Source organism: Halolamina sp. C58, assembly GCF_051195095.1.
Taxonomy (GTDB): Archaea; Halobacteriota; Halobacteria; order Halobacteriales; family Haloferacaceae; genus Halolamina.
On record NZ_JBNTJY010000001.1, the window covers coordinates 1,805,866 to 1,832,109 of the forward strand.

Sequence of the window (26,244 nt, forward strand, 5' to 3'; positions counted from 1 at the left end):
CGGGCTGATGAGCGCCGGCGACCGGCTCCCGGACACCCATCCGGCGCAGGGACTGGCGCTGGCGGCGCTGCTGCTGTTTCTCGGCGTACTCGTCGTGTATCTCGACCGCCCCGGGTACACGCCGCTCCGGCTGCTGCTGTTCGGCACACTCGCCGGCGCGGCCGTCCTCGGCACGGCCGGCGCTGTCACCGGGCGCGCGTGGCTCGCGGCCGTCGGCGCCGGACTGCTCGCGCTGCTCGGCCTGCCGCAGGCGGTGCTGTGGATCTTCGTCCTCCCGACGGCGGGCGTGCTCGCCGGGGTGAGCCTCCTGATCGCGCTCCGGGAGCGCAGAGCCGAACGCGGGTAGCACCACAAAGCGTTTCACGGCATCGACACCAGCGCCGGGCATGGTCCCCGGCATCGTTCCCGACGTGCTGCTGTTCCTCCTCGCCCTCTGGGTGTTCGACAGCGCCGCGCTCCTCCCGATCCTGATCTCGAGCGCGGTGAGACGCCTGTTCGCCGACTGGCCGACCGACTACCTGATCCCGAACTACCTCGCCGGGACGACGGCGTTCGCGATCGTCCACTTGGTGGCGATCTTCGTTCCCGTCGCGCTCCACGGCGGGAGCCTGGAGCGCAACGTGGTCGGCTGGCTCGCCGGGATGACGCTGGTGAACCTCGTGCTCTGGTGGCTGGTCGTCGGGGTGGCGCTCCCGCTTCTCGGCCGGTGGCGGCCCAAAGCCGACGGCGAGTACGACGGCCGGATCGCGCTGACGTTCGGCGTGATCACCTACGGGGTCGCGACCGTCGTGATCGGGTTCGTGATCGTGGTCATCGTCATCGCCGTCGGCTTCCCGGGGTGAGTCCGTAGCCCCTTTCTCCGCCCGGCGTCGAGATCGGCCGTGAGCAGCATCATCCACGTCGTCGCCGGCGCCGGCACCGCGCCGACGGAGAAGGCCGCCTACGACGCCGCGCTGGCCGACGCGAACCTTCACAACTACAACCTCGTCCCCGTCTCCTCGATCGTCCCGGCCGACGCCGAGGTGGTAACCGTCGAGCAGGCGCCCGATCTCGGCCCGGCGGGGAACCGCCTCAACGTCGTGCAGGCCGAGCGGAGCGCGGTCGGCCCCGAGACCGTCGCCGCCGGTATCGGCTGGGCGACCGGGCCCGGCCCGGGGCTGTTCTACGAGGCCGACGCCGAATCCGAGGTCGACGTGCAGTCCCGGCTGGAGGCGGGGCTCGCGGCGGGGCGGGAGCTCCGAGAGTGGTCGTTCGACCACGAGGAGACGCTGATCGAGTCGGCCGAGGCGGCGCCCGGCGAGCACACGTGCGTGGTGGCGTTGGCGGCGTACGGCGAGAGCGAACCGATCTGTTGAGTTTTCGGTCGATTCGTCGGTGGCGTCCCTTTCGGGTGGATTTCTTCCATCGATCTGGCTCGTCGTGAACGAGTGAGTAGCACCGACACCACCGTGAAAGCCCCCTGCCCGCTCCAGTCGGGGGGCTCGCTGCGGTCCTCGGCTCACTTCGTTCGCCTGCGGTCCTTGCGTCGCCCACCTTCCCGGAGCGGCCAGCCCCTTTCAGTCCCGCCCGACCGCACAGCCCACACACCTCCCCAGCCGACTCGGTCGCTTCGCTCCCTCGTCCCTCGCGCTGAGGCGCGACACGAAGTCGCGCCCGCTTTCGCGCCACCGCACCGCCGGCGATCCGTCAGCGCAGCCGGGAGAACTGGAGAGGCGTCCAGAAAGACCAAAACGATCCGCCTGTAGGCCTACCCCATGGAGTGGCTCCCCGTCCTCGCGTATCTCGCGCTCGTCGCGGCGTTCACCGCGATCGGCGCGCCGATCGCCGCCGCCCTCTTCGAGCACCTCCCCCGGAAGGGCGCCGCGTTCGCGCTCCCGACCGCACTCGTTCCGTTCGCGATCCTGATCTTCTGGATCGGCCAGCTCACGTTCGGCCTCCACACGCTGCTGCTCGGGCTCGGGATCGTCCTCGCCGGCTCGGTGCTCGCGTGGCGCCGCGGCGCCCGCCCCGACTGGCGGTCCGTTGGAGCGATGTACGGCGTGTTCGTCGTCGGCTTCGGGATCATGCTCGCGTTCCGGGCGGCCAACCCCGCGATCACCGCCGCCGCCGGCGAGCAGTTCCTCCACTTCGCGCTGGTGAACACGCTCGAACGCGCCGAACAGCTCCCGCCCGAGGACGTCTGGTTCGCCGGGAAGCCGCTGCGGTACTACTACGGCACCCAACTGCAGGTCGCGAGCCTCGCGATGCTGACGGGAACGGCGATGCGCTACGGCTTCAACCTCGGCATCGCGACGTTCTACGGGATGCTGTTCGTCGCCGCCGCGGGCGTCGGCGGCGCGCTCGTCTCCCGCCGCGGCGGCTCGCTCCGAGTCGGCGGCGTCGCGGGCGCGTTCTTCGTCGCGCTCGGCGGCGCGGCGACCACGGCCGTCCGGCTCGCGACGCCGTACCTCCCCGACTCGGTCCGCGGGATCGTCGAGCAAGCCGCGTTCGGCTTCGTCGCCCAGCGCTTCGAGGGCGGCGACCTCGCGGCGACCGTCGCGAACCTCTCTAAACCGCTGGACTGGGGCTGGTGGTACACCCGCTACGTCGTCCCGGGAACGATTCAGGAGGTGCCGCTGTACTCCTTCGTGAAAGCCGACCTCCACGGCCACACGTTCGCGAACCCCTACGTCGTGTTCGCGGCGGCGCTGGCGCTTTCGTACTACGTCACGCCGGCGGCCGAGCGGAAGCGGCGGCTCGCGCTCGTCTTCGGCGGTCTCGGCGCCGTCGCCGGCGTGTTCGGCTTCATGAACACGTGGTCGCTGCCGACCGCCGCGGGGCTGGCCGCCCTCGCGGTCGGCGCCGCCGACGCCCACCCCGCGACGCTGCTGCCCGACTCGCTGGCCGACCGCCTCCAGCCCGCTTCCGCCCCCGAGAGCCGCGCCGAGTGGCTGGCGCACGAACTGTGGCGGGTCGCGCTCTCGGCCGTCGCCGCGGTGATCGTGCTCGCGATCGGCGTCGCGATCGCGTCGCCGTTCCTGATCTTCGGCCACGTCCCGAGTAACGAGGGGATCGGCTTCCTCCCGCCGCGCAGCCCGCTGCCGGCGTTCCTCGTCATGTACGGCGGCCTCGTGACCGCGTTCGCCGCGTACGTGGCCGCCCGGGGGTGGCCCGCGGTCGACGAGCTCTCGGCGCCGTGGCTCGGCGCGATCGGCGTGCTCCTCCTCGGGACGATCGTCGCAGCGGCGGTGATCGAGAACTTCGCCGTCCTCGCGCTGCTCGGGGCGCTGATCGTCGCCGGCTGGCTGCTCGTGCGCTCGGGCCGGGCCGGCTTCGGGATGGTGCTGCTCGTGGCGGGTGCGGGCCTGCTCGCCGCGCTCGAACTGGCCCACGCACGGCTGCCGCTGATCGACAACCCGCGCTGGAACACGTCGCTGAAAGTCGGCGTGCAGGCGTGGACGCTCGGCGCCGCCGGCGCGGCCGCCGCGTCGGTCGCGCTCCTCCGGGAGCACGGCGGCCGGCTGGCGTCACAGATCGAGGCGCTGGGCGAGACCGTCCCGGACTCGCCCGACGCCCGGACGACCGCGACCTCGGCGCTCGCGATCGTACTGGTCGTCGCCGTCGTCCTCGCGACCGCGGTGTTCCCCGTGATGATGGTCGCCGCCGAGATCGGCGGCCCCGTCGCGGGCGGGCACTACGACCCCTCGCTCGACGGGATGAAGGCCGTCGAGAACTTCCACGCCAACGAGTACGAGGCGCTGCAGTGGCTCGACGAGCGCTCGGGCCGACCGACGATCGTCGAGGTGCCCGGCGCCTCCTACGACTGGACGAGCCCGGCGTCGACGTTCTCGGGGCTGCCCACGGTCGTCGGGTGGGATCATCAGGCCGAGTACCGCAGCATGGACGCCTACGAGCGCCGGGTCCGCCACGTCGACATCATCTACGCCGGCGACTGGGAGCGCGCCGCGGCGCTGCTGGAGCGCTACGACGTGACGTACGTCTACGTCGGGCCGAACGAGCGCGAGGTGTACGGCGACTCGATGCGGTCGTTCGACCGCGAGGCGTTCTCGGTCGCGTTCGAGGGCGGCGCGGTGACGATCTACGAGGTCGACCACGCCGCGCTCGACGAATCGACGGACGGCAGTTCCTGAGCCCAGCGCGACGCCGTGGAGGGGTTCGAGAGCTTCCACCGCCGGTGACTTTATCAGGGGATACCGCCAAACACGGGCAAGATGAACGGCACAGATTTCGCCGGAGCGCCGGGTATCATGGGGGGTTCGTCGAACAACGTCGAGCTCTCCCCCGACGAGAAGCGCGGGCTGCGGCGCGCCGTCGCCGGGATCGTCTCCCGCACCGAGTCCTACCTCCCTGACGGCTACGTCGTCGGCTCCGAACTCACCTACGGCTCCGACGGGCCGGAGGCCACCGTCGCGGTCCGCCCGCCGGCGGGCCACCCCGTCAGCGCGGGGTTCCAGCCCGACGCCGACGACATCGAAGCCGGGCTCGACGACGCCGACCGCGACGAGGTCGCGAAGGGACTCGCCGCGAGCGCCGCCGCACAGGTGATGTACGCCATGGGGGACGACCCGGTTCCCGTCGCCCGGTAGCCGAGATGGACCGATCGAGCGCGCGCCGGCTTCGGACCGAGCGACACCGAGCGACCGCCTCGGCCGCCCGTGGTCGGGCGACGACGTGAACGACTCGACCGCCGCGGCCGCGCTCGACGCGTTCGACGAACTGTTCTTCGTCCTCGACGACGGCCACGTCTCGGAGTGGAACGCCGCCGCCGCGGACGCGACCGAGCAGTCGCTGGGGGACCGGCCGTTCCTCGCACTGTTCGACGACACCGACGCGGTCGAGCGTGCGCTCGAACGCGCCGCCACGTCGGGGGACGCCACCGTCGAAGCGGAGCTCACCGGGGTGGGCTGCGCCTACGAGTTCGATCTGGAGCGCCTCGACGGCGGCCGGATCGCCGTCCTGGGACACGACATCAGCGAACGGCTGGCACAGCGCCGCGAGCTGGAGAAACGCGAGCGCGTCCTCAAGCGGACTCACGAGGTGATCGCCGACGGCGACCGATCGTTCGACGAGCAGATCCGGGCGCTGCTCGCGCTCGCCCGCGAGGAGTTGGGGCTCGCTGCCGGCTCGCTCTCGCGAGTCCGGGGCGAGGAAACCAACTTCGAGATCGTCGACGGGGGCGGTCCGATCGCGGAACGGGAGTCGGTTCCGGTCGACGAGTCGTTCTGCGACGTGGTGGTCGCGGACCGGGAGACGCTGGTGATCAACGACGCGCGCACCGACAGCCGGGTCGTCGAGCGCGACACCCACGCCGAACGCGGGATCGCCTGCTACCTCGGCGCGCCCGTCTACCTCGGCGACGAGGTGTACGGCTCGCTGTGTTTCTACGACACCGAGAGCCGGAGCGCGGAGTTCTCGCCGTGGGACGTGACGCTCGTGGACCTGTTGGCCCAGTGGGTGAGCTACGAGCTCCAGCGCCGACAGAACACCGAACGCCTGCGCCAACAGAACGAGAAGCTCGATCGCTTCGCCTCGATCGTCTCCCACGACCTGCGCAACCCCCTGAACGTGGTCTCCGGATCGCTCGAGCTCGCCGAGGAGACGGGCGACGCGGAGCATTTCGAGCGTGCCGAGAACGCGGTCGAGCGGATGGAGACGCTGATCGACGACCTGCTCGCGCTGGCCCGGGCGGGCGACGCGATCGACGGGACCGAACGCGTCGAACTCGCGTCGGTCGCCCGCGAGTCGTGGTCGGGCGTCGACACCGGCACGGCGACGCTGACGATCGCGACCGAGAGCGCGATACTCGCCGACCGGGAGCGCCTCCGGCAGCTGCTGGAGAACCTCTTCCGAAACAGTGTGGAACACGGTTCGCCCGACCCTCAGCAGGGAGAGAACGACGAGCCGGCCGACGAGCCCCCGTCGCCGGCGGCCGACGGCGGCGGCCTCACCGTCACGGTCGGGGACGTGACCGACGACGGACGCGTCGTGGGGTTCTCCGTCGCCGACGACGGGGTCGGCATCGACGCCGACAGTCGCGAGGACGTGTTCGAGAGCGGCTTCACTACCGCCGAGGAGGGTACGGGCTTCGGCCTCGCGATCGTCGGGGAGATCACGGACGCCCACGGCTGGGACGTGTCGCTGGTCGAGAGCGAGGACGGCGGAGCGCGGTTCGAGTTTACCGGTGTCGAACTGGTCGAGAACGAAGCGTAATCGACGCCAATCGGCTGCTCAGTCAGCGACTTGTTGCTACACGATCACGGCATCGACTCCGTGCGACCGACGTGGCGTCGGTCGCCGGTCGCTCGCCGTGGTCGGCGTACACAGCCGCGGCGTGGGCTCGGTAGCCGGGGCACAGAGGCCCCGGCAGCTCACTCGCCGCGGCTGGTTCTCACTTCCCCCAAAACGGATCGCGCTTCCGCATTTTCTCCAGATACGCGTTCAGCGCCTCGCGCTCGTCGGCCGGGATCTCCTCTTTCAGCTCCTGTTCCAGGATCTTCGCGTGCTTCTCGGGCAGGTCGATCCAGAGCTCGTCGCCCTCCTCGATGTCCCGGCCCACCGTCGGGCCGTCGATGGCGACGCTGACGCGGCTGCCCGCGCGGGCCTCGTCCACGTCCTCGCCCTGTTCCTGCATCCCGGAGAGCTCGCCGACGCGCGTGGACTCGCCGTCCTCGAACTTCGCGACGCGGCGGTTGTTCTCGATCGTCCCCGAGAGGATCTCGACGCCGACGACCGCGGGGTCGTTCTGCCGGAACGTGTGGTCTTCGAGGATGCGGAACCGTGCGGGGCGGTGGATCTTGTCCAGCACCGTCTCCTGCTGTTCGCGCTGGCGCTCCTCGACGTACTCCTCGTAGTCCTCGACGAGCTGGTAGATCACGTCGTGGTTGAACAGCTTCACGTCCTGCTGGTCGATCTCGCGCTCGGCGTCGGGCAGCACGTCGACGTTGAAGCCGAGGATCACGCGGTGCTCGGCCTCGTTGGCGGTGCTCGCGACCGCCACGTCACGCGGCGCCACGTCGCCGACCTCCGCGCGGAGGATCGGGATCTCCGCCTCCCGGAGCGCGTTGGCCATCGCCTCCAGACTGCCGAGCGTGTCGGCTTTGACCACCACGCCCTCGTCTGCGGTGTCGACCTCGATCTCGGAGAGCTCCTCCTCGACTTCGGCGATCACGTCCTCCAGCGGCCGGCCGCGAACGACGCGGACCGGCGCGCCGGCCATCGCGTCGTCGAGGTCGGGCGCCGCGAGCTTCACCCCCGAGGCGGCCTGCACCGAGTCGAGGCGTTCGAACTCCGCCTCCGTGCGGATCTCCGAGAGCGCTTTCGGGCGCAGGAGCGCGCGGACCTCCGTCACGATCGGGCTCTCGACGCCGCCGACGACGATGCGGTCGCCCTCCTCGATCTCGCCGTCGTACAGCACCACGTCCAGCGTGGCGCCGAACCCTTTCTCGTCTTTCACTTCGAGGACGGTCCCCTTCCCCGGACCGGTCAGGTCGACCTCCATCTCCGTCTTCATGTAGCGCTGAGAGAGCCCCATCAGCACCGCGAGCAGGTCGGGGATCCCCTCGCCGGTCATCGCGGAGACGGGGACGACGCCGATGTTCCCCTGAAAGTTCTGGACGCGCCAGTAGAGGTCCGCCGAGAAGCCGGCGTCGGAGAGCTCGCCGATGATCTCGTAGAGGTTCTCGTCGAGCCGCTGGCGGGCGCGGTCGGTCTGGCTCTCGTAGGTCTCCTGAACGGGCGCGTCGGCCTGTGGGTTCCAGCCCGGCGTGGTGTCGATCTTGTTCGCCGCGACGACGAAGGGCGTCCCCGTGCGCTGGAGGATGTCCAGCGCCTCCTCGGTCTGGGGCTGGAACCCGTCGTTCACGTCGACGACGAGGACGGCGATGTCGGCGAGCGCGCCGCCGCGGGCCCGCAGCGTCGAGAAGGAGTGGTGGCCCGGCGTGTCGATGAAGAGGAGGCCGGGCAGGTCGAAGTCGTCGGCCATCACGAGGTCGCCGGCCATCGACGACACCGTGTCCAGCGGGACGGCGGTGGCGCCGATGTGCTGGGTGATGGCGCCGGCCTCGCCCTCGCTGACGGCCGAGCCCCGCACCTTGTCGAGCAGGCTCGTCTTCCCGTGGTCGACGTGGCCGAGCACGGCGACGATGGGCGTCCGGAGCGATCCGGGGTCGGTCACAGCGTCCGCGTCAGTGTCAGAGTTGGCGTCGGGCATCGAAAATCACCGAGAGAACGTCTCTTGGCTGTGGAGAGTCGCGGGCGCCAGTTACCTGTTTCGACTCCGCGCGCGGCGCTGCCGGGGCGCGCGACCCGGAGCCAGCCCCGTGGCGTTTATTGCACAGCGCCCTGTTTTGCCGCGCATGGCCGACATACTCGCCGAGAACCTCTCGGGGAAGGCAGTCATGGGCTCGGACGGCACAGAGCTGGGGATGCTGTACAACATCACGATGGACCTCAAGACGGGGGAGCTCCACGACCTGCTGGTCTCGCCCAACGAGGACACCCCGCGCGGGAAAGTCAACTTCGAGCGCGACGAGGGCGGTCGGTTCCGGGTGCCCGTCTCCCGGGTGCAGGCCGTGAAGGACTACATCGTCGTTCAACGGTAAGGATGGAGGTCCTCGACACGTCCGCGTTCATCCACGAGTACCACACCGACGACGAGCAGGTCTCGATCCCGCTCGTCAAGGAGGAGCTGGAGGGCGGCAACGAGTACCGCTTCGACGCGATGGAGGGCGCGGGGATGGAGCTGCACCTCCCCGCCGACGAGACCGTCGACCGCGTGCGCCGGGCCGCCGGCGAGACCGGCGACGCCGACGAGCTCTCCGAGACCGACACGCGCCTGCTCGCGACGGCGTTCGAGCTCAGCGCCACGCTCGTGACCGACGACTACGCGATGCAGAACGTCGCCGAGAAGCTCGACGTGGACGTGCAGGTGATCGCCCGCGAAGGGATCGAGGAGGAACGCGAGTGGACGTTCCAGTGCGCCGGCTGCGGCCGCGAGTTCGACGACGACCGCGAGCGCTGCCCGATCTGCGGGAGCGACCTCACCCGGAAGAACCCGGCCTGACTGTTCTCAGATCACCTGCCAGTACTGGATCGCGTACAGCACCGCGTTGTAGCCGCCGTGCGCGACGGCCGGTACGAGCAGGTTCCCCGTCCGCTCGTAGAGGTAGCCGAGCAGGATCCCCAGCAGGAACGAGAACGCGACGTACGCCAGCGCGCCGCTGCCGCCGCCGATGTAGTGTAGCGAGCCGAACAGCGCGCTCGCGCCGACGATCGACGGCCACGGGCCCCAACTCCGCCGCAGCACGCCCTGCAGCCCACCACGGACCAGTAGCTCCTCGGCCGGCCCGACCACCAGCAGCGAGACGGGCACCATCAAGAGAAAGTACACCGGCGCGTGGGTTTCCGGGTCCAGCGCGGGGTTCTGTGAGGGTGCCACGCCGATCAGCGAGAACGCCCAGAGCAGGACGTACTGGCCGACGAGGAGGACGACCACGGCGCCGACCGCGATCGCCGCCCCTCGACGGCTCGGCACGCGCCCCGACAGCAGCGTTCGGTCCCCCTCGGCGACGGCGAACAGCGCGACCGGCGCGACGAAGCCGAGATACCGCACGGCGGTGCCGACGATCTGGTGCGCCGTCGTCCCCTCGGCGATCCCCAGCGTCGACGCGGCGCCGATCCACAGCGAGCTCCCGAGGCTGAGACCGAGCACCCCCGCGAGGAACAGCGTGATCGCCTGTCCGATCCGGAGCAGCCGGGAGTCCCCCGGCGACGACTGGCTCATCGCCCGGAGCAAGCGCCTGCCCGGGCAAAGCGGTGACGGTCGGGCGTCGACGTTCGCCGTCCGGCCGCGCTACTCCACGACCAGTCGATCCTTCCCGCGTACGGCCTCGGCTTCCTCGAACTCGCCGCCGCCGAGCAGGCCGCGGGCCGCCTTCTTCCCCCACTCCACGGCCGGCTGCGTGAACGTCGAAAGGTCGGCGAGCTCGCCGTAGCAGATGCAGGCGGCCTCCATCCCGAACAGCAGTTCGCCCAGCCCGCGCTCGTCGACGCGGTCGATCTCGATTCGGACGTTCGGGCAGTTCGCGGCCGTGAGGCTCGCCTCGGTCGCCTCGAACTCCGCGTCGAGCAGCGTGCCGAGCGACTGGCCGCCGAGATAGGAAAGTCCTTCCAGATCGGTCTCCGGAATCCCGCGGTCCGTGCGCTCCGTGGGACGGACGAGCGTGACGAGCTTGTCCCGCGGGCCGGCCCGGTACAGTTGAAGCTGTGAGTGCTGGTCGGTCGCGCCGAGCGCTCTGGCGGGGGTCTGGCCCTGCCCGTCCTTCCCGAGGCTCTCGGCCCACAGTTGGGCGAACCACTCCGCGAACGTCTCCAGCGACTCCGCGTACGGCATGAACGCGTTCGTCAGCGCGCCGCGCTGGGCCAGCGCGTACGTCGTCGCGCCGTAGGCGTAGGCGGGCGAGTCGTACAGCGACCCCGCCAGCCGATCGCGCTCGTCGGCCGCGCCGGCGAGGATCGCTTCGAGATCGTGGCCTTGGATCGCCGCGGCGGCGAGCCCGACCGTCGAGAGCACCGAGAAGCGGCCCGGCACGCCCTCGGGCACGTCCAGCGCGGGCAGATCGTGCTTGTTCGCGAGGTTCCGGAGGTTCCCCTCGGGGCCGGTGGTGACGAACGTCCGCTCGGTCCAGTCGACGCCCGCGGCGTCCATCGCGTCGCGGACGACGAGGAAGTTGGAGAGGGTCTCCGCGGTGGTGCCGGAGTTCGAGACGACGTTGACCGCGGTTCGGGAGAGATCGAGCGCGTCGAGCAGCCGGGTGGTGTGCTCGGGGTCGACGTTGTCGAGGAAGTAGGCGTCCACGTCGCTTTCGAGGGCGTTCGCGAGCGTCGCGGCGCCGAGCGCGCTGCCGCCGATGCCGACCGTGAGCACCGTCTCGCTGTCGGCGAAGGGGGCGACGGCGTTTCGGATACGCTCGGGGTCGGCAGTCTCGGGGAGGTTCAGCGAGCGGTAGCCGAACTCGCGGTCGGCCATCCCGTCGGCGATGCGTTCGTGGGCCGCGGCCACGTCGGCGTCCAGTTCGTCGAGGGCGTCGCGGGTGAGTTCGGGGTCGCCGCCGAGCGCGTTGCCGATGTCGGTGCGCATGGGTGGAGTGGTGGGTGGCTGGGGGAAGTAGCTTCTGAGACGGCAGTAGTTGTGGTAGTCGCATCTGGTTCGTTGGCTTCTGAGGGCAGCAACCGTGACAGCAACAGCAGTTCGATGCCTGACCACTTGTGACCGCAGTGTGCCGGGCACGAGGCCCGGCACAGCACCGAGTCCCCACCCCTCCCCCCGCGAGCGCCGTAATTGGCGCTCGCGAGGCGTCCACCGCCACCGCTCAGCAGCGGCGGTGGCGCGCGACGTGAGCGCCTCCGTGCGCGAACGAGCGCGCGAGGGACGAACGAGTGAACGGAGTGAACGAGTGAGTCGGCTGGGGAGGTGCGTGGGCTGTGCGGTCGGGCGGGACTGAAAGGGGCTGCCCGCTCGGCGAAGCACGACGACGCAAGCACTAGAGCGAACGTAGTGAGCGAAGCGCGCAGCGAGTCGCGCGAGCCGAGCGGGCAGGGGCTTTCACGGTGTTGCTGACCCAGCAGTCTCCTTGCAAGCAGAAACAGACAGAGAGGACCATACCGCACCCAACAGGAGACTCGAACCCACAGAGAACGAATCAGGCCCGTCGGAGTTATCCCTCCCCGCACGAACCGAACGCGTATGTTCGACACCTTGGTCATCGCCACCGACGGCTCCGAGAGCGTCCAGCGGGCGGTCGACGTGGCGCTCGACTTCGCCGAGCGGTTCGACGCCGACGTGCACGCGCTGTTCGTCGTCGACGAGGGGCAGATCGAGTCCTCGCCCGAGAGCGTCCGCGAGGAGCTCCGCACGGGGCTGGAGGACGACGGCGAGGACGCCGTCGCCGCGGTCGCCACCCGCGCGGAGAGCGCCGTGACCACCGCCGTCCGGGAGGGCCGCCCCGCTGCGACCATCTCCGACTACGCCCGTGAGGTCGACGCCGACGTGGTCGCCATCGGCACACGCGGGCGTCACGGCGAGAACCGCTACCTGATCGGCAGCGTCGCCGAGAGCGTGGTCCGGCGCTGTCCCGTCCCGGTGCTGACCGTCCGGCAGTTGGAAGGGGAAGCCGACGGGGACCACGGACCGGAAGCCACGGCGTAGGGCGTTCCACGGCGCTTATACCCCGGCTCGCCGACCGTCGTGTATGGACGACGAACTCATCGAGACGAGCGAGCTCTCGCTGCACCGGCGCTCGCTGCTGCCCGGGAAGGGCTTCTTCTACCCCGACTCGCTGGAGGAGGACCGTACCGAGGAACGCGTTCGGGAAGCGGTCGACGGCGCCGACACCGTGGTGATCACCGACTCCGACGCCGACGGGCTGGGCTGTGTCGCGCTGATCCGGGAGGCCCGCGACGCCGCGCTCGACGTGGCCCCCTTCGAGGAGGCGCTGGCCCAGGAGATGGCCGACGAGGAGGCGGAGGACGACGACGAGAAAGGCGAGGACGAGGAGGAGCCCCACGAGCGATCGACCGTCGCGCTGGTCGCCTCCGGCCCGGGGGACATCGAGGAGTCCCTCGAACTGGTCGCCGAGTACGTCGAGGCGGGGACTGATCTGTTCGTCTGTGACATCTGCCCGGACAGCTACGAGTACATCGCCGACGATCTGGAGACGCTGGTCGATCGCTGCGGCGAGGTGCGGTGGTTCGATCACCACCAGTGGGGCGAGGAGCTGGAGCAGCAGGTCCGCGACGCCGGTGTCGACCTCGTGATCGGCGACAGCGAGGAGGAGTGCACGACCGACGTGGCGCTGCGCTCGCTCGACTACGCGTTCGACGAGCGCTACGCCGAACTCGCGGAGGTCACGCGCGACCACGACCTCTGGCTGAAGCAGGACGAGCGCAGCGACGACCTCGCGGACTACGCCTACTGGAGCGGCCCGGAAGAGTACGCCACGGTCGTCGGCGAGTACGGCGCCGCGCTGCCGGAGACGGTGCTCGACTACGTGGAACACCGCCGCGTCGAGAAGGAACGCCGCATCGAGGCCGCGGTCTCGCGGGCGAACGAGCGACAGATCGGCGACTGGACGGTCGGGTTCACGTACGGCCGCTGCTCGCAGAACGAGGTCGCCGAGGCGCTGCGGGAGCAGGGCTGTGACGCCGCGGTGATCGTCAAACCCTCCGGCAGCGCGAGCATCCGCGGGTCGGAGGGGTTCGAGCGCTGCCACGAGGTCGCGGGGCAGGTCAACGGCGGCGGCCACCCGAAAGCCGCGGGCTGTAAGCCGGATATCTACGACGACATGCTGGACATGGCCCAGCACTGGACGACGGAGGGGCAGGCGGCGCGGACGGTTATTCGGCGCGCGTTCGAGGCGTTAGCTGAAGAGTCGGACTGAGTCGTTTTCGGGGTTTGGGGTACTCTTTCCGGGGTTGGTCGTGTCGATGGCCGCGGCAGCGTCTCGATCGGTGCCTTCTGAGACCGCGACAGCAGCTCGATGCCTGACCACTTGTGACCGCAGTGTGCCGGGCACGAGGCCCGGCACAGCACCAATTCCCCACCCCTCCCCCCGCGAGCGTCGCCGAGAGTCGAAGACTCTCGGCTGCCAACCAGAACGCGAAGCGTTCTGGTGACGCCGTGAGTGGCGCTCGCGAGGCGTCCACCGCCACCGCCCAGCAGCGGCGGTGGCGCGCGACGTGAGCGCCTCCGTGCGCGAACGAGGGCACGAGGGAGCTTTGCTCACTCGGAGGACGAGTGAGGGCGAAGCCCGAACGAGTCGGCTGGGGAGGGAGCGAGGCGGGAAAACGCGACCAACGGGAGCGGGAAACCGCCTCGATAGCGAGCGGCGAACGAAGTGAGCCGCGAGCGGTGTGGGCTGTGCGGGGCGGTGCGGTCGCAAGTGGTCTACGAACGAGCTGCTGTCGCCGTCGCTGTACGCGGTCGCTGTTCCATCCGAAACGCAGTCGAGAACGACAGTACCGACAAAACCAACCCGGACCTACTCCGCCGACCGACTCCCGACCACCCACTTCTCGGAGTACGACTCCCCGCAGGCACACTTCGCATACGCATGGATCACGTCACCGTCGGCGTACAGCCCGCCGACCTCGGGGTTCTCGGCCTCCGCGAACGCGAACACGTACTGGACCTCGTGTTCGTCCCCCTCTCCGGCCGGACACTCACCGCCCGAAAGGTCGGCGTCGACGCTGCCGCCCTCGCCCATCGCCTCCTTCGCGAACTCCATCGCGTCCTTGCCGGTGCCGGCGTCGAACAGCTTCCGGCCCTGCTCGCCGGGGCGGACGAGCACGACGCCGCCGTCGACTTCCTCGCCGGCGTCAGCCAGCTTGCCCGCGTCGTCCAACTGATCCTCGGCGAGAAACAGCGCCACGTCCTCCAGCCGCTCGCCCGCGAGGAACTCCGAGAGCTTGCTCATACCCCGACGAGGCGCCTGAGCGGGAAAAAGCGACCGCGTTCCGGTCGGCTCAGTCGAGATCGAACGGGTCGTCACCGGCGCCGTCCGGATCGCTACCCTCGCCGTCCAGATCACTCGCGATATCCTGCAGCGACCCGCCCGGCCCGCTGGTGTCGCGGTAGAACGTCCGCTCGCCCGGCAGCCTGATCCCGTAGCGCTCGCCGGGGTCGATTTCGTCGACCTCCACGGGATCGCCGGGCTCGCGCTCCTGTGCCTGCAGCCACTCGACCAGTCGGTTCTCGGCACGGCCCGGATCGCGGGCCTCGCTTTTGAGGTCGTAGGCGCCGCGGAGCAGGAACCCCGAGCGGTCCTCGCGCACCTCGGCGTGGCGCTCCTCGCCGTCGATCACGACACGCACGAACGAGCCGGGTTCGAGGTCGAGATCCGCCGGGAGTCGGAGGCATGGTCGGCGGGTGCCGCCGCTGCGCGCGACTTCGGCCCGTTCGGTGCGAACGCTAGCGTGGTCGCTGGGGATGCGATCGGCCATCGAGAGGTGAGAGAAAGCTTACTCCTCGTCTTCGTCGGCGCCCTCGCCGAAGGCGGCCGCGACGTCCTCGTCGCCGATCACCTTGGCGTTGACCTGCGCGCTCTCCTCGCTGAACTCCGCGCCGCGAACCGTGACGCGGCGTCGCTCGCCGTCCTTCTCGGGGTGGTAGCCGACGCCCCCCTCGAGCAGGAGCTGCTTGAGGTTCGAGCCGGAGACGTCCTCGCGCATCGGTCGGCCGGCAGCGTCCGAGCCGCCGGTCAGTTTCAGCGTGGACTCCGAGAGCCCGACGACGTCGCCGTCGACCTCCTCGCCCAGCGAGCGCCCGATGAATCGGTTGGCGTCCTGTCCGTCGACCTCCGTCTGGTACGTGTTGCCCGTGTCGGGGTCCGACACGACGAGCTTGAGTTCGGCCATACCCGAAAATCTCGGCCGCGGCTGAAAAACACGTCGAAACCGCCCGTTCCGGCGGGGGTGGGCCGAGCGCGGCCGTTACTCCTCGCCCGGCAGCAGCGCGGCGGGCTGTCGCTGGACGAACAGCACGCGCTCGCTGTCGTCCAGCGGCCGGACGTACAGCCGGCTCTCGCCCTCGGCCTCGATCCGGCGGACCGTCTCCTCGGCGTTCTCGACCTCGTAGTAGATCGGGATCAGCACCGCCCGGCCGGCATCTTCGGCCTTCATCACGACGACGGCGAACACGACGCCGTCCGTTTGGGCGTTGTACGCCTCGTACTCGTCGAACTCGGCGTCGTCGACCGCCTCCTGCACCGCTTCGAACTCGTTGCCCGGCACGAGCACGTCGAACCCCGTGCGGTCGTCCTCGTAGCCGTCGTCGGTCTCCAGCCGGGGCAGCGGCGTCACCGCGCCGGGGCGGAGCTCGACGGTCTCCCAGCCCGACTCCCGGAGCTCTTCGGCGGTGGCCTGCATGTCGTCGATGGTGTCGTCCCAGAGGTCGGTCATGCCCTGCAGCGGGTGTCCGGGGTCCATGCCCGGGTAACGGCCCGTCACGGGTGAAAAGGGTTCGCTTGCGGGACGCCAGCGCTAAACCCCCGCCGGCCCCACTCGGGAGCATGAGCGACGACGCCAGCCTCACTGACTTCGCGGGGAGTGAGGGAGGCGGAGACGACGCTGAAGACGCCGACGAGGGGGCGATCGATCCCGAGGACGGCGCGCCCGATCCGGACGACGCCCCGGAATCGGACGACTCCACCACTGAAACCCCGGAGACACCGACGTTCACCTACACGTCGACGCCCGATGGCGCCGAGTGTGCGGCCTGCGGCGCGACGGTGGAGAAGCGCTGGCACGCGGGCGAGGGCGGAGCCGCGGAGAACCCGGATCTCGACCCGGACGCGCTGGTCTGTCCGGACTGCAAGGAGTGGTAGCGGTGATTACTCTCGCTCGAACCCCGCAGCCAGCGTCTCCTCGCTCACGCTGAGCACCGTCGGCCGACCGTGCGGGCACGCGAACGGCTGCTCGCACTGCCCGAGTCGCTCGACGAGTGCCTGTGCCTCGTCGGTTTCCAGCGCGTCACCCGCCTTCAGCGACGGGTGACAGGCCAGATCCGCGAGCGCGTCCTCGCGGGCATCAGCGGGATCGTCGCCGCTCGCGAGCGCCGCGAGCGTCTCTCGGAACGCCCCCACGTCGGCGGGCCGACCCAGCGGCGCGGGGACCGTCGAGAGCTTCACCGTCGCCCCGCCGAACGGCTCGGCGTCGAACCCCAGCGCCGCGAGCTCGTCGGCACGTTCCTCGACGACCGCGGCCTCGGCGGGCGACAGCGAGACAGTTTCGGGGGGCGAGAGATCGACGCGTTCGATCTCCGCACCCGAAACGGCGGCCCGCAGGCGCTCGAAGTTCACCCGCTCGTGGGCCGCGTGCTGGTCGATCACGAGCAGCTCCTCGCCCTCGGCACAGAGCAGGTACGTCTCGCGGAACTGTCCGAGCACCGCGGCGTCGGCCAGCGCTGACTCGTTCTCTTTCGGCGCGAGCGACTCATCCAGCCCCATCGCCACCTCGCCGGACCGCCGGAGATCCGCGGTTGTGAGCGCGTCGTTCACGCCGGTCTCGACCGCCGCCTCCACCGCGTCGCGCGCCGAGAGCGCGACCTCCGCCTTCGCGGGGTGGACGTTCGCGTCGACGGTTTCGGGCGGCAACGACACCGCGACGACCGCGATCGGGTGCCGGCCGTCGGGCAGCAGCGTGCCGTAGCCGCGTTCGATCGCGCGACGGATCCCACCGTCGACGACCGGGCGGTCGTTGATCGCGGTCCGGAGGTGGGAGCGATCGGCGCGCGTCGTGGAAGGGTACGCGAGGACGCCCTCGACGTGGAGCGTCTCGCCGTCCGACAGCGTCGTCTCGTGGGCGAACGTCGTCGACCGCGCGGCGACGTGGCGGTCGTAGACGGCCGCGAGTGCGTCCTCGTAGGCACCGCTGCCGGGCGTCTCGAACACCTCGCGGCCGTCGTGGGAGAGCGAGAACGACACCCCCGGACGGGTGAGCGCGTAGCGCGCGACCAGTTCGGAGATCCGCGCGAACTCCGCGCCCTCGCCGCCCAGCGACGCCAGCCGGGCCGGCCGGTCGGCGAACAGGTCCCGGACGACGACGGTCGTCCCGCGGGCGCGCCCGGCGTCGGTGATCCGGATATCTCCCTCGCCGTCCACGACGAGCCGGGTTCCGGGCTCGCTGCCGTCGCTGGTCACCAGTTCGAGCCGGCCCGCATCGGCGATACTCGGCAGCGCCTCGCCCCGGAAGCCGAGGCTCGTCGTCGCCGGGAGCGCCGCGGCGTCACGGAGCTTGCTCGTCGCGTGCCGTTCGACCGCACGCGCGGCGTCGGCGCGGGCCATCCCGTGGCCGTCGTCCGCGACCCTGATCCGTTCGGTGCCGTCGCCGTCGACGTCGATCCGGACCGAGTCCGCACCGGCGTCGAGTGCGTTGTCGAGGAGTTCGCCCACGACCCGCGCGGGCCGGGTGATCACCTCGCCGGCGGCGATGCGATCGACCGTCGCCTCGTCGAGATGCTCGACCGTCGGCGGGTCGGCCTCGTGGCTCATTCGTCGGTGACGCGGTCCTGAAGCTCCTGCAGGCGGTTCAGCGCCTCGATCGGGGTAGTGCGAGCGAGGTCGATCTCGCGGAGTTCGGCTGCGATCTCGTCGCCGTCCTCGGGCTCGGTTCCGGGCAGCGTCCGCTGGCCCGGCGGCGGGGAGGGTTCGGCGTCGTCGGTGTCCAGCGTGTCGGCGGTGTCCACGCCTGCGCCGTCGGTCGCTGCCTGCGTCGGCTCCGGCGCCGCGTCAGCCGTCGCCTCCGCAGCCGCTTCGTCGTCTTCGACCAGCTCCCGCGAGCGGTCGACGACCGGCTCCGGCACGCCGGCCATCCGCGCGACTTCGACGCCGTAGGAGGAGGAAGATGGTCCCTCGTCCACGCGGTGGAGGAAAGTCACGTCGTCGCCGTCCCGAATCGCGGTGAAGTGGAGGTTGAACACCCCCTCTCGCTCGTCCGCCAGCGCGGTCAGGTCGTGGTAGTGGGTCGCAAACAGCGTCCGGGCGCCCACCTCGTCGTGGAGGAACTCCGTGGCGGCCCGGGCGATCGCGAGCCCGTCGGCGGTGGAGGTGCCCCGGCCCACCTCGTCCAGCAGAACGAGGGAGTCCGCGGTCGCGTCGTGAAGGATGTCCGTGAGTTCGCTCATCTCGCGCATGAACGTCGACTGCCCGCCCGCGATGTCGTCGCTGGCGCCGACGCGAGTGAACACGCGATCGAGCACGGGGAGGCTCGCGGACGCCGCCGGGACGAACCCGCCGGCCTGCGCGAGTACGCAGATCAGCCCCACCTGCCGCATGTACGTCGACTTCCCGCTCATGTTGGGACCGGTGATCAGGGCGACGCTGCCGGCGGGGAGGTCGGCGTCGTTGGGGACGAACTCGTCCTGCGCCTGCGCGACCACGGGGTGGCGGCCGGCCTCGATCTCCAGTGGCTCGTCGCCGTCGTGGAACGTTGGCCGGCAGAAATCCGGCCCGACGGCGACCGTCGCGAGCGAGAGGAGCGCGTCGAGAGCCGCGAGGTCGTCGGCCAAAGCCTGCAGGCGGTCGGCCGCGTCCGCGACCTCCGCGCGCACCTCACGGAAGATGTCGTACTCCAGCGCGTCGGCGCGCTCGGCGGCGCCCAGAATTTCGTCCTCGCGGCGGCGGAGTTCGGGCGTGACGAACCGCTCGGAGTTCTTCAGCGTCTGCCGCCGGCGGTACTCCTCGGGCACCGAATCGAGGTGGCTGTCGGTCACCTCGATGTAGTAGCCGTGGACCTGATTGTGGCCCACTTCGAGGTTGTCGATCCCCGTCCGTTCGCGTTCCTTGGCTTCGAGGTCGGCGACCCACTCCCGGCCCTCGCGTTCGGTCGCGCGCACCTCGTCGAGTTCGTCGTCGAACCCGTCGGCGATCACGCCGCCCTCGGTGATCTCCTGTGGCGGGTCCTCCGCGATCGCGTCCTCGATCAGTGCCCGGGTTTCGGCGAGTTCGTCGAGGTCCTCGCGGAGTCGCTGGAGGCGCTCGGACTCCGCGTCGTCGAGCGCGTCTTTCAGCTCCGGCACGATCGCGAGCGTCCCCGCGACCGAGCGCAGGTCCCGCGCGTTCGCTCGCTCGCGGGAGACTCGCGACACCAGCCGTTCGAGGTCGTACGCCGCGCCCAGTTCGTCACGAAGTTCCTCGCGGAGCAGCGTCCGGGTCGAGAGCTCCTCGACGGCGTCGAGTCGGGCCGCGATCGCGCGGCGGTCGACCAGCGGGCGGCGGAGCCACGACGCCAGCCGGCGCCGTCCCAGCGCACAGACCGTCTCGTTCACCGTCTCGAACAGCGTGTCGCCGTCGCGGTCGCCGCCGGCGCGGTTCTCGAACAGTTCGAGGCTGCGGAGCGCGGCGGCGTCGAGTCGCAGGCAGTCCGCGGGGTCGTAGCGCTGCACGCGGGAGACGTAGTCGAGGGAACCGTCGTCGCCCTGCGTGTACTCGGCGTAGGCCAGCAGCCCGCCCACGGCGCGGGCCTCGACCCCGGTGAAGCGGTCGGGCTCGGCGTAGTTCGCCAGCGTCTCGCGGGCCGCGTCAGCGGCGAAGGCGTCGTCGCCCCAGTCGGTGACTGGGCAGTCGGCGTCCAGATCGGGTGCGCCCGGGCCGGAGAGCAGTTCGGCGGGGCCGACGCGGGCGACCTCCGCCCGCGCGCTCGCACGGTCGGCTGCGGGGGCGACTCGGCACTCGCCGGTGGACACGTCGACGCTCGCGACCGCGAACGCCTCGTCGTCGCCGACGACCGCCGCGACGTAGGTGGAGTCGGGTGACAGCAGTTCGTCGTCGACGACGGTGCCGGGCGTGATGATCTGGGTGACCGCGCGCTCGACGATCCCGGTTGTCTCGCTGGGGTCCTCGACCTGATCGGCGATCGCGACGCGGTGGCCGGCCTCGAGCAGGCGCTCGATGTACTCCGCGGCGTTGTCGACGGGGATCCCCGCCGCGTCGTAGGTGCCCGTTGAGTCCTCCCGCTCGATCATCGTGAGCTCACAGAGCCGAGCGACCTCCTCGGCGATGCCGCAGAACGTCTTGTAGAAATCCCCCACCCGGAACAGCACGAGCGCGTCGTCGTGCTCCCGGCAGCGATCCACGTACTGCTGGAGCATCGGCGTGAGCTCGTCCCGGCGCTCGTCGAGCTCCGGCGGGGGCCCGGTGACCGCAGACATGCCCGAAAGAGGGGTGCCGAAGCGGAAGAGCGTTACGCGAGGGATCGACGCTCAGCTGACGAACTGCAGGAGCTCGTCGCGCTTGGCCTCGCGGAACCGCTGGCGGAGCACCTCCTCCAGCGGCTCGATGCTGCCGGTCTTCGCGGTGATCGGACAGATCGTCTCCCGGTACTGCTGCCACGGCGGGAACAGGCCGAGCCGGTCACAGAGGTCGTTCAGCCGCTCGTCGCGGTCGTCGACCTTGTCCATCTTGTTGACCGCGACGATCGGGTCGACCTGAACGTCCTGCAGGAAGTGGAACATCTCCACGTCGTGAGGGATGTCGCCGTTCTCGCGGTGGCGGTCGATGATGTCGATCACCGCCTTCCCGTCGACGACCAGCACCCCCGCGAGGATGTCGTCGGCGTTCTCCTCGACGTAGCGCACCACGTCGGTCTTGATCCGCTCGCGCTGCTGTTCGTCGACGCCGGACATGAAACCGAACCCCGGCAGGTCGGTGAACATGAAGTCCTGTCCCGCCCAGTCGTAGTGGTTGGGCTGGCGAGTCACTCCCGGCTTCCCGCCGGTGTCGAAGCTGTGGCCCGTCAGCTCCCGCATCAGCGTCGACTTCCCCACGTTCGACCGACCGACGAGGACGACCTCGTCCCCGCGGTTCGGTCGGTTCTCGAAAGGCATAGTCGTCGATAGCCGGCTGCCGGGGTTAACGCTCACGGGTCGGCGAGGACGGGTCGTAAAGTAATAACTGCAATAGAGAAGTCGGTGGCTCCGTCGAATCAGTAGGCTCCCCCCGAAGCGACAATGTTTCCGAACTCGGCTTCTCGGACCCCAGAACGACCGTCCGGCCGGCGTTCGATCGTCGGCGAAATATCCTTCCGTTCGTTTGAGTTATCACTATCCAGCAAAGTTAAGCTGAAGTAAGTCCTCAGTAGGGCATGGTTAATTGGAGAGATCAGACCTCGGTTCTCGCGCTCTTACTCGGGTTATTGCTGGCGACGCTCTACCTGCGAACCAACGTCCCGTCGTTTCTCACGGTCACCGCATCGATCACGTTTGTCTTTCAGTTGATGCTCGCCGGCACGGTAATCGCGATCCTCCGGAACGAAGCCGGGATGTCCACTTTCGGGGTGTTCGGGCCGGCGATCCTGGCGTTCGCGTGGGTCGAGGTGGGCCCACTTTGGGGCTTTTTGATGATCGCGTACCCGTTCGTCGTGACCGTCACCGCCCGAACCACGTTGACCGGGCTCGACCTCGGTACGCCACACAGAGTCGCGGCGCTGCTGGTGATCACGGGGATCGCGGTGTTCACCATGCAAGCTGTCGGGCAGGTACGAGGAATCCCATCGCTGAACGCGGTGTTGCTGTTCCCGATAATCCTGACCACCTGGTACGCCGAACGATTCGTCGAGAGCGTCGTCGAAACCGGCTGGGCCCCGGCGTCCCGGCGGTTGACGTTCACGCTCGTCGGGGTCGTCGCAGCCGCGCTCGTCGCCGGGGCCGATCCGATCGTCTCGTTTGTCAGCCAGAACCCCGAAAGCTGGGTCGGGCTCGCGGCGATCAACATCTTCCTCGGAGCGGGCACGAACATCCGGCTGGGCGAGTACCTCCGGTTCAGACGCCTCACGCGGTCGCTCGGCGACGACGCCAGCGGCATCCTCACGATGCGAACACGGAATCGGGACTTCATCAGCCGGTACAATCCGGCACCGCTCATGTCGGGGTTCACGAAGGTGAAGATGAAGCGGCTGCTCCACGGACTCGACATCCCGACACCGGAGACGTTCATGCTCCTCGACGACGAGTCGGGGCTGGAGCGGTTCGACTCGTTCCTCGAGGAGCACGATCGGTTCGTCGTCAAGCCGGCCGACGGGAGCGGTGGACGGGGGGTGCTGGTCGTTCGTGGCCGTGCGGGTTCCGACGGAGCCTTCACCACGAACCGGGGTGAGCTCACGAGGGAGGAGGTCGTTTCCCACGCCCGAAACATCTGTGTCGGCGGGAACGGGGACTACGGTGCCCGGAACAGCGCGATCGTCGAAGCGGTCGTCGACCCCGACGGGCTGTTGGCCAGCCGCGTCGAGAGCGGCGTCCCGGACCTCCGTGTCATCGTTCTCCAGGGGATACCGATAATGGCGATGTCACGGCTGCCGACGGTCGAGTCGAAGGGGACGGCCAACATTCACACCGGCGCCGTCGCCGTCGCCGTCGACATCGCGTCGGGGACGGCGTCGGGCGGGTACCAGCAGACACGGAACGCCTTCGTCGATACCCACCCCGATACGGGGGCGTCGCTCGAGTTCAGGATCCCGAACTGGGAGTCCGTACTCCAAACGGCGTCACGCGCGTCCATCGCGTCTGGATTCGGCTACACCGGCGTGGACATCGTCTTCGACGCCGATCGGGGCCCGATGGTTCTGGAGGTGAACCGCCGGCCCGGGCTCGGCATCCAGAACGCGAACATGGACGGCCTGCTGCGCCGGCTCCGGTTCGCGGAGTCACGGGCGGACGACGTCCAGTTCGTGACTGCACACGAACGCGTCCGCCGAGCGATGTGGTGGGCGGAACAGGGCTGGGAGGCGACAGAGTCCGAGAACCCGCCGGCACAGCCGCGGAAACAGGAGGTCCGCCAATGACCCGGGAACGCTCCTGGAACCGACTCATGGCGGCCCTGATGACGGTGAGCCTGATCCTCCTCCCGCTCGTGCTGATCGCCGTCCCGCCGTTCACGAGGGGGCAGTTCCCGGGCCCGCTGACGAGGATGGACGCGATCGTCGGCTTCTTCGTGCTCGTCCCGCTGGGCTTCGCGCTGGTGGCCACGTATCGGGTTGCGCAGTACCGCGGCCTCGTCGGCGCCGAAGAGGACTCCCTCTGACAGCCCGCGACCGGCCTCGATCCGTCCATCGACGCTCCTCAGCCCGAAAGAACACGCTTAGGGGGTGACGGCACCCCTCAGTTCGGCGGCGCCGCAGTGTCACCGTCCCGCCGCTCGCGCCGCGCCCGGTCGTCGCCTATTTGTTCGGTCCCCGAGAGACACAGCCGTGCGACTCGTACAGGTGATGATCCCCGCCGGGAAGCGGGAGGCCGTGCTCTCGGTGCTGGACGAGAACGGGATCGACTACGCGCTGTCGGACGAGACCAGCGGCCGGCGCTACACCGGCGTCGTCTCGTTCCCGCTGCCGACCAACGCCGTCGAACCCATCCTCGACCAGCTCAGAGAGGAGACCGGAATCGACCGCGACGCCTACACGGTGGTGCTCGACGCCGAGACGGTCGTCTCCGAGCGCTACGACCAGTTGGAGAAGGAGTGGACCGAGGGGGCGGAGGGCGAGCGGATCGCCCGCGACGAACTGGTCACGCGCGCGGCCGATCTCGCGCCGGACTGGGTGCCGTTTCTGGTGATGACGGCGGTCAGCGCCGTCGTCGCGACCGCGGGGCTGCTGCTCGACTCGCCGGCAGTCGTCGTCGGCTCGATGGTGATCGCCCCCTTGATCGGGCCGGCGATGGCCACCAGCGTCGGGTCGGTCGTCGACGACCGCGAGCTGTTCGTGCGCGGGATCAAGCTCCAAGCCGCGGGCGCGCTGCTCGCGGTCGCGAGCGCGGTCGCGTTCGCGGGGCTGTTGCGCTTCGGGAACATCGTCCCGATGGGCGTGAACGAGGTGTTCGCGATCGGCGAGGTCCGGGAGCGGCTCTCGCCGGGCGTGCCGTCGCTGGTGGTCGCGCTCGCGGCCGGGATCGCGGGCGCGCTCTCGCTGTCCTCGGGCGTCTCCTCGGCGCTCGTGGGCGTGATGATCGCCGCGGCGCTGGTGCCGCCGACCGCCGTCGTCGGCATCGGGATCGCGTGGGGACGACCGAGCGCCGTCGTCGGCTCGGCGGTGCTGGTCGCGGTGAACTTCCTCTCGATCAACCTCGTCGCGCTGGCGGTGTTCTGGTACCAGGGGTACCAGCCCGAGCAGTGGTTCGACGTGGGTGAGGCCCGGAAGGACACCGCCAAGCGCATCGGCGCGCTGGCGGTGACGGTGCTGATCCTCTCGACGGTGCTCGCGGGCGCGACGTACGCCTCCACCCAGCGCGCGGCGTTCGCGGACGACGCCCGCGCGGAGACCGAGTCGCTGTTAGCGGGGGAGCCATCGCTGTCGCTGATCACGTTCGAGGTGGAGCACGGCGCCGCGTTCCCGTTCCGTAGCCCCGAACGGGTGGTGGTGACCGTCGGCTACCCGCCGGGGGAGCAGCCGCCGGCGCTGGCCGAGCGGCTCGCCGACCGGATCGACAGTATCGACGGCGGCCCGTTCGGTCTCAGCAACGGCGAGAACGTCGCGGTCGCGGTGCGGTACACGGCGGTCGAGACGGCGGGCGGCGCGGGTGACGCGCCGGCGACTCAGGCGTTGCGCGAGGGCGGGATGTCGGGCTCCCAGTCGACGGCCGCGACGATCGTGTCGAGCACGCCGTCGACATTCTCCCCCTCGGCCACGCTCATGTAGGCGTCGGCCTCGACGTCGGTCGACACGTCGGACTTGTTGCAGACGGTGACGACCGGCGCGTCGAAGCGCTCGTCGAGCTCGTTCCGGAGTTCGAGCTGGGCGTCCAGCGGGTAGCCGCAGTTGCCGGAGGCGTCGACGACGAACAGCACGGCGTCGGCGAGGTGGCGCAGCGCCGAGACCGCCTGCGCCTCGATGTCGTTGCGCTCCTCCTCGGGGCGGTCGAGCAGCCCCGGCGTGTCGACGATCTGGTAGCGGATGTGGTCGCGCTCGAAGTGGCCGACGTGGACCGCGGTCGTGGTGAACGGGTAGGACTCGATCGCGTTGCTCGCGTTGGTCACTTCGTTGACGAACGAGGACTTCCCCACGTTGGGGTAGCCCGCGACGACGATCGCGGGCTCGTCGGGCCGGATGTCCGGTAGCGTCTTGAGCTCGTCCCGAGCCTCGCCGACGACGAGCAGGTCGTCCTCGATCTCCTCGACGATGTCGGCCATCCGGGCGAACGCCTGTTTGCGGTGCTTGCGGGCGGTGTCGGTGTCGCTGTTGCGGATCTTCGAGGCGTACTCGTCGCGGAGCTGTTCGATCTGGTTGCCGGCCCACGTCACCTCGCTCAGCGCCTGTCGCAGCCGGTCCACGTCGACGATCGCGTCGGCAAGCTCGTAGTAGAACGGGTCGACGTAGTCGAAGTCGGGCCACGCGCCCGCGACGTTCTGGAGGTTGTCCGAGAGGATGTTGCCGGCGGTCCGCAGCATCGCTTCCTGTGCCTCGTAGGGGTCTTTCGCCCGCCCCGTCCGCGACGCCCGGGAGAACGCCTTGTCGAGGAGCTCCTCCGACCGGGGCGTGGTCGGTAGATCTTCGAAAGTCATCGATTACGGGAGTGTAGCCGGCCAGCGCGTAAAAACGCGTCCGTCCAGCTCCCGCGTCGATCCCACGCGGTTCGAAAAGGCCCGAGAGTTCGAACGACCAATCTATAACGAATTATCACCTGTATTGTTCCCGATATGCGGTTATTTCTTTACGAATTGACTTTATTTCGCTCAGTAAATTTTGATTTGGAAGCGAGGTATTACGTAC

25 protein-coding genes are annotated in these 26,244 nt (G+C 69.8%); 14 read left to right on the forward strand and 11 right to left on the reverse strand.

Going from position 1 to position 26,244, the window contains the following annotated elements:
• The first annotated feature begins 7 nt into the window (after positions 1 to 7).
• From ACQUSM_RS09465 to ACQUSM_RS09490, 6 genes are all read left to right on the forward strand, one after another.
• Positions 8 to 346, forward strand: coding sequence for a hypothetical protein (locus ACQUSM_RS09465; protein WP_435118036.1), 339 nt, complete (start codon positions 8 to 10; stop codon positions 344 to 346).
• A gap of 40 nt (positions 347 to 386) precedes the next feature.
• Positions 387 to 842 carry a hypothetical protein gene (locus ACQUSM_RS09470; protein ID WP_435118037.1) on the forward strand — a complete coding sequence of 152 codons (456 nt, stop codon included), beginning with the start codon at positions 387 to 389 and terminating at the stop codon, positions 840 to 842.
• 39 nt (positions 843 to 881) lie between these two features.
• Positions 882 to 1,355 carry a pyruvoyl-dependent arginine decarboxylase gene (locus ACQUSM_RS09475; RefSeq protein ID WP_435118038.1) on the forward strand — a complete coding sequence of 158 codons (474 nt, stop codon included), beginning with the start codon at positions 882 to 884 and terminating at the stop codon, positions 1,353 to 1,355.
• A gap of 399 nt (positions 1,356 to 1,754) precedes the next feature.
• Entirely contained in the window at positions 1,755 to 4,130 is a 2,376-nt protein-coding gene (locus tag ACQUSM_RS09480) for a DUF2298 domain-containing protein (protein ID WP_435118039.1), read from the forward strand.
• Positions 4,131 to 4,211: 81 nt separating this feature from the next.
• Positions 4,212 to 4,586, forward strand: a complete 375-nt coding sequence (locus tag ACQUSM_RS09485) for a DUF5811 family protein (RefSeq protein WP_435118040.1) — start codon at positions 4,212 to 4,214, stop codon at positions 4,584 to 4,586.
• 85 nt (positions 4,587 to 4,671) lie between these two features.
• Positions 4,672 to 6,210: a sensor histidine kinase gene (locus ACQUSM_RS09490; RefSeq protein WP_435118041.1), complete on the forward strand. Its 1,539-nt coding sequence runs from the start codon at positions 4,672 to 4,674 to the stop codon at positions 6,208 to 6,210.
• A 178-nt stretch (positions 6,211 to 6,388) separates the two neighbouring features.
• On the opposite strand, the gene infB is transcribed toward ACQUSM_RS09490, so the two are convergent.
• The gene (infB, locus tag ACQUSM_RS09495; protein ID WP_435118042.1) at positions 6,389 to 8,209 is read right to left on the reverse strand and encodes a translation initiation factor IF-2; all 1,821 of its coding nucleotides are present in this window, start codon (positions 8,207 to 8,209) and stop codon (positions 6,389 to 6,391) included.
• 145 nt (positions 8,210 to 8,354) lie between these two features.
• On the opposite strand from infB, the gene ACQUSM_RS09500 reads away from it, so the two are divergent.
• On the forward strand, positions 8,355 to 8,600 hold the full coding sequence (locus ACQUSM_RS09500) for a PRC-barrel domain-containing protein (RefSeq protein ID WP_053947046.1): 246 nt from the start codon (positions 8,355 to 8,357) through the stop codon (positions 8,598 to 8,600).
• A gap of 2 nt (positions 8,601 to 8,602) precedes the next feature.
• A complete protein-coding gene (locus ACQUSM_RS09505; RefSeq protein ID WP_435118043.1) occupies positions 8,603 to 9,061 on the forward strand; it encodes an NOB1 family endonuclease in 459 nt (152 codons plus the stop codon).
• 6 nt (positions 9,062 to 9,067) lie between these two features.
• On the opposite strand, the gene ACQUSM_RS09510 is transcribed toward ACQUSM_RS09505, so the two are convergent.
• Complete coding sequence (locus ACQUSM_RS09510; protein WP_435118044.1) at positions 9,068 to 9,781, reverse strand: CPBP family intramembrane glutamic endopeptidase; 714 nt, start codon at positions 9,779 to 9,781, stop codon at positions 9,068 to 9,070.
• 69 nt (positions 9,782 to 9,850) lie between these two features.
• On the reverse strand, positions 9,851 to 11,137 hold the full coding sequence (locus ACQUSM_RS09515; RefSeq protein ID WP_435118045.1) for a glucose-6-phosphate isomerase: 1,287 nt from the start codon (positions 11,135 to 11,137) through the stop codon (positions 9,851 to 9,853).
• A gap of 606 nt (positions 11,138 to 11,743) precedes the next feature.
• Between ACQUSM_RS09515 and ACQUSM_RS09520 the strand changes: the two genes are divergently transcribed.
• Together ACQUSM_RS09520 and ACQUSM_RS09525 are read left to right on the forward strand one after the other, a co-directional pair.
• Positions 11,744 to 12,205 carry a universal stress protein gene (locus ACQUSM_RS09520; RefSeq protein WP_435118046.1) on the forward strand — a complete coding sequence of 154 codons (462 nt, stop codon included), beginning with the start codon at positions 11,744 to 11,746 and terminating at the stop codon, positions 12,203 to 12,205.
• Between the two features lie 43 nt (positions 12,206 to 12,248).
• Positions 12,249 to 13,436 (forward strand): DHH family phosphoesterase, encoded by a 1,188-nt coding sequence (locus tag ACQUSM_RS09525; protein WP_435118047.1) that lies wholly within the window; start codon positions 12,249 to 12,251, stop codon positions 13,434 to 13,436.
• A gap of 600 nt (positions 13,437 to 14,036) precedes the next feature.
• On the opposite strand, the gene ACQUSM_RS09530 is transcribed toward ACQUSM_RS09525, so the two are convergent.
• From ACQUSM_RS09530 to ACQUSM_RS09545, 4 genes are all read right to left on the reverse strand, one after another.
• The gene (locus ACQUSM_RS09530; protein ID WP_435118048.1) at positions 14,037 to 14,471 is read right to left on the reverse strand and encodes a DUF5807 family protein; all 435 of its coding nucleotides are present in this window, start codon (positions 14,469 to 14,471) and stop codon (positions 14,037 to 14,039) included.
• A 49-nt stretch (positions 14,472 to 14,520) separates the two neighbouring features.
• The gene (locus tag ACQUSM_RS09535; protein WP_435118049.1) at positions 14,521 to 14,997 is read right to left on the reverse strand and encodes a DUF7112 family protein; all 477 of its coding nucleotides are present in this window, start codon (positions 14,995 to 14,997) and stop codon (positions 14,521 to 14,523) included.
• A gap of 18 nt (positions 14,998 to 15,015) precedes the next feature.
• Positions 15,016 to 15,411, reverse strand: coding sequence for a 30S ribosomal protein S6e (locus ACQUSM_RS09540; RefSeq protein WP_435118050.1), 396 nt, complete (start codon positions 15,409 to 15,411; stop codon positions 15,016 to 15,018).
• 75 nt (positions 15,412 to 15,486) lie between these two features.
• The gene (locus ACQUSM_RS09545; RefSeq protein ID WP_435118051.1) at positions 15,487 to 15,981 is read right to left on the reverse strand and encodes a DUF7529 family protein; all 495 of its coding nucleotides are present in this window, start codon (positions 15,979 to 15,981) and stop codon (positions 15,487 to 15,489) included.
• A gap of 83 nt (positions 15,982 to 16,064) precedes the next feature.
• Between ACQUSM_RS09545 and ACQUSM_RS09550 the strand changes: the two genes are divergently transcribed.
• Positions 16,065 to 16,379 (forward strand): DUF7573 domain-containing protein, encoded by a 315-nt coding sequence (locus tag ACQUSM_RS09550; protein WP_435118053.1) that lies wholly within the window; start codon positions 16,065 to 16,067, stop codon positions 16,377 to 16,379.
• Between the two features lie 6 nt (positions 16,380 to 16,385).
• Here the strand turns inward: ACQUSM_RS09550 and mutL are convergent, their stop codons facing one another.
• From mutL to engB, 3 genes are read right to left on the reverse strand one after another with little or no spacing between them, the layout of a single operon-like run.
• Positions 16,386 to 18,044: a DNA mismatch repair endonuclease MutL gene (gene mutL, locus ACQUSM_RS09555; protein WP_435118054.1), complete on the reverse strand. Its 1,659-nt coding sequence runs from the start codon at positions 18,042 to 18,044 to the stop codon at positions 16,386 to 16,388.
• The gene (gene mutS, locus ACQUSM_RS09560; protein ID WP_435118055.1) at positions 18,041 to 20,701 is read right to left on the reverse strand and encodes a DNA mismatch repair protein MutS; all 2,661 of its coding nucleotides are present in this window, start codon (positions 20,699 to 20,701) and stop codon (positions 18,041 to 18,043) included. Before mutS ends, mutL begins: the two co-directional genes overlap by 4 nt.
• 51 nt (positions 20,702 to 20,752) lie before the next feature.
• A complete protein-coding gene (gene engB, locus ACQUSM_RS09565) occupies positions 20,753 to 21,376 on the reverse strand; it encodes a GTP-binding protein EngB (RefSeq protein ID WP_435118056.1) in 624 nt (207 codons plus the stop codon).
• A 257-nt stretch (positions 21,377 to 21,633) separates the two neighbouring features.
• Here engB and ACQUSM_RS09570 point away from each other — a divergent pair, with 257 nt between their 5' ends.
• The 3 genes from ACQUSM_RS09570 to ACQUSM_RS09580 all read left to right on the forward strand — a co-directional run bounded on the left by ACQUSM_RS09570 (position 21,634) and on the right by ACQUSM_RS09580 (position 25,173).
• Positions 21,634 to 23,328, forward strand: coding sequence for a sugar-transfer associated ATP-grasp domain-containing protein (locus ACQUSM_RS09570; protein WP_435118057.1), 1,695 nt, complete (start codon positions 21,634 to 21,636; stop codon positions 23,326 to 23,328).
• Positions 23,325 to 23,567, forward strand: coding sequence for a hypothetical protein (locus tag ACQUSM_RS09575; RefSeq protein WP_435118058.1), 243 nt, complete (start codon positions 23,325 to 23,327; stop codon positions 23,565 to 23,567). Before ACQUSM_RS09570 ends, ACQUSM_RS09575 begins: the two co-directional genes overlap by 4 nt.
• 166 nt (positions 23,568 to 23,733) lie before the next feature.
• The gene (locus tag ACQUSM_RS09580; protein ID WP_435118059.1) at positions 23,734 to 25,173 is read left to right on the forward strand and encodes a TIGR00341 family protein; all 1,440 of its coding nucleotides are present in this window, start codon (positions 23,734 to 23,736) and stop codon (positions 25,171 to 25,173) included.
• Here ACQUSM_RS09580 and ACQUSM_RS09585 read toward each other — a convergent pair.
• Complete coding sequence (locus ACQUSM_RS09585) at positions 25,071 to 26,036, reverse strand: NOG1 family protein (RefSeq protein WP_435118060.1); 966 nt, start codon at positions 26,034 to 26,036, stop codon at positions 25,071 to 25,073. The genes ACQUSM_RS09580 and ACQUSM_RS09585 overlap by 103 nt on opposite strands.
• Positions 26,037 to 26,244: the final 208 nt, after the last annotated feature.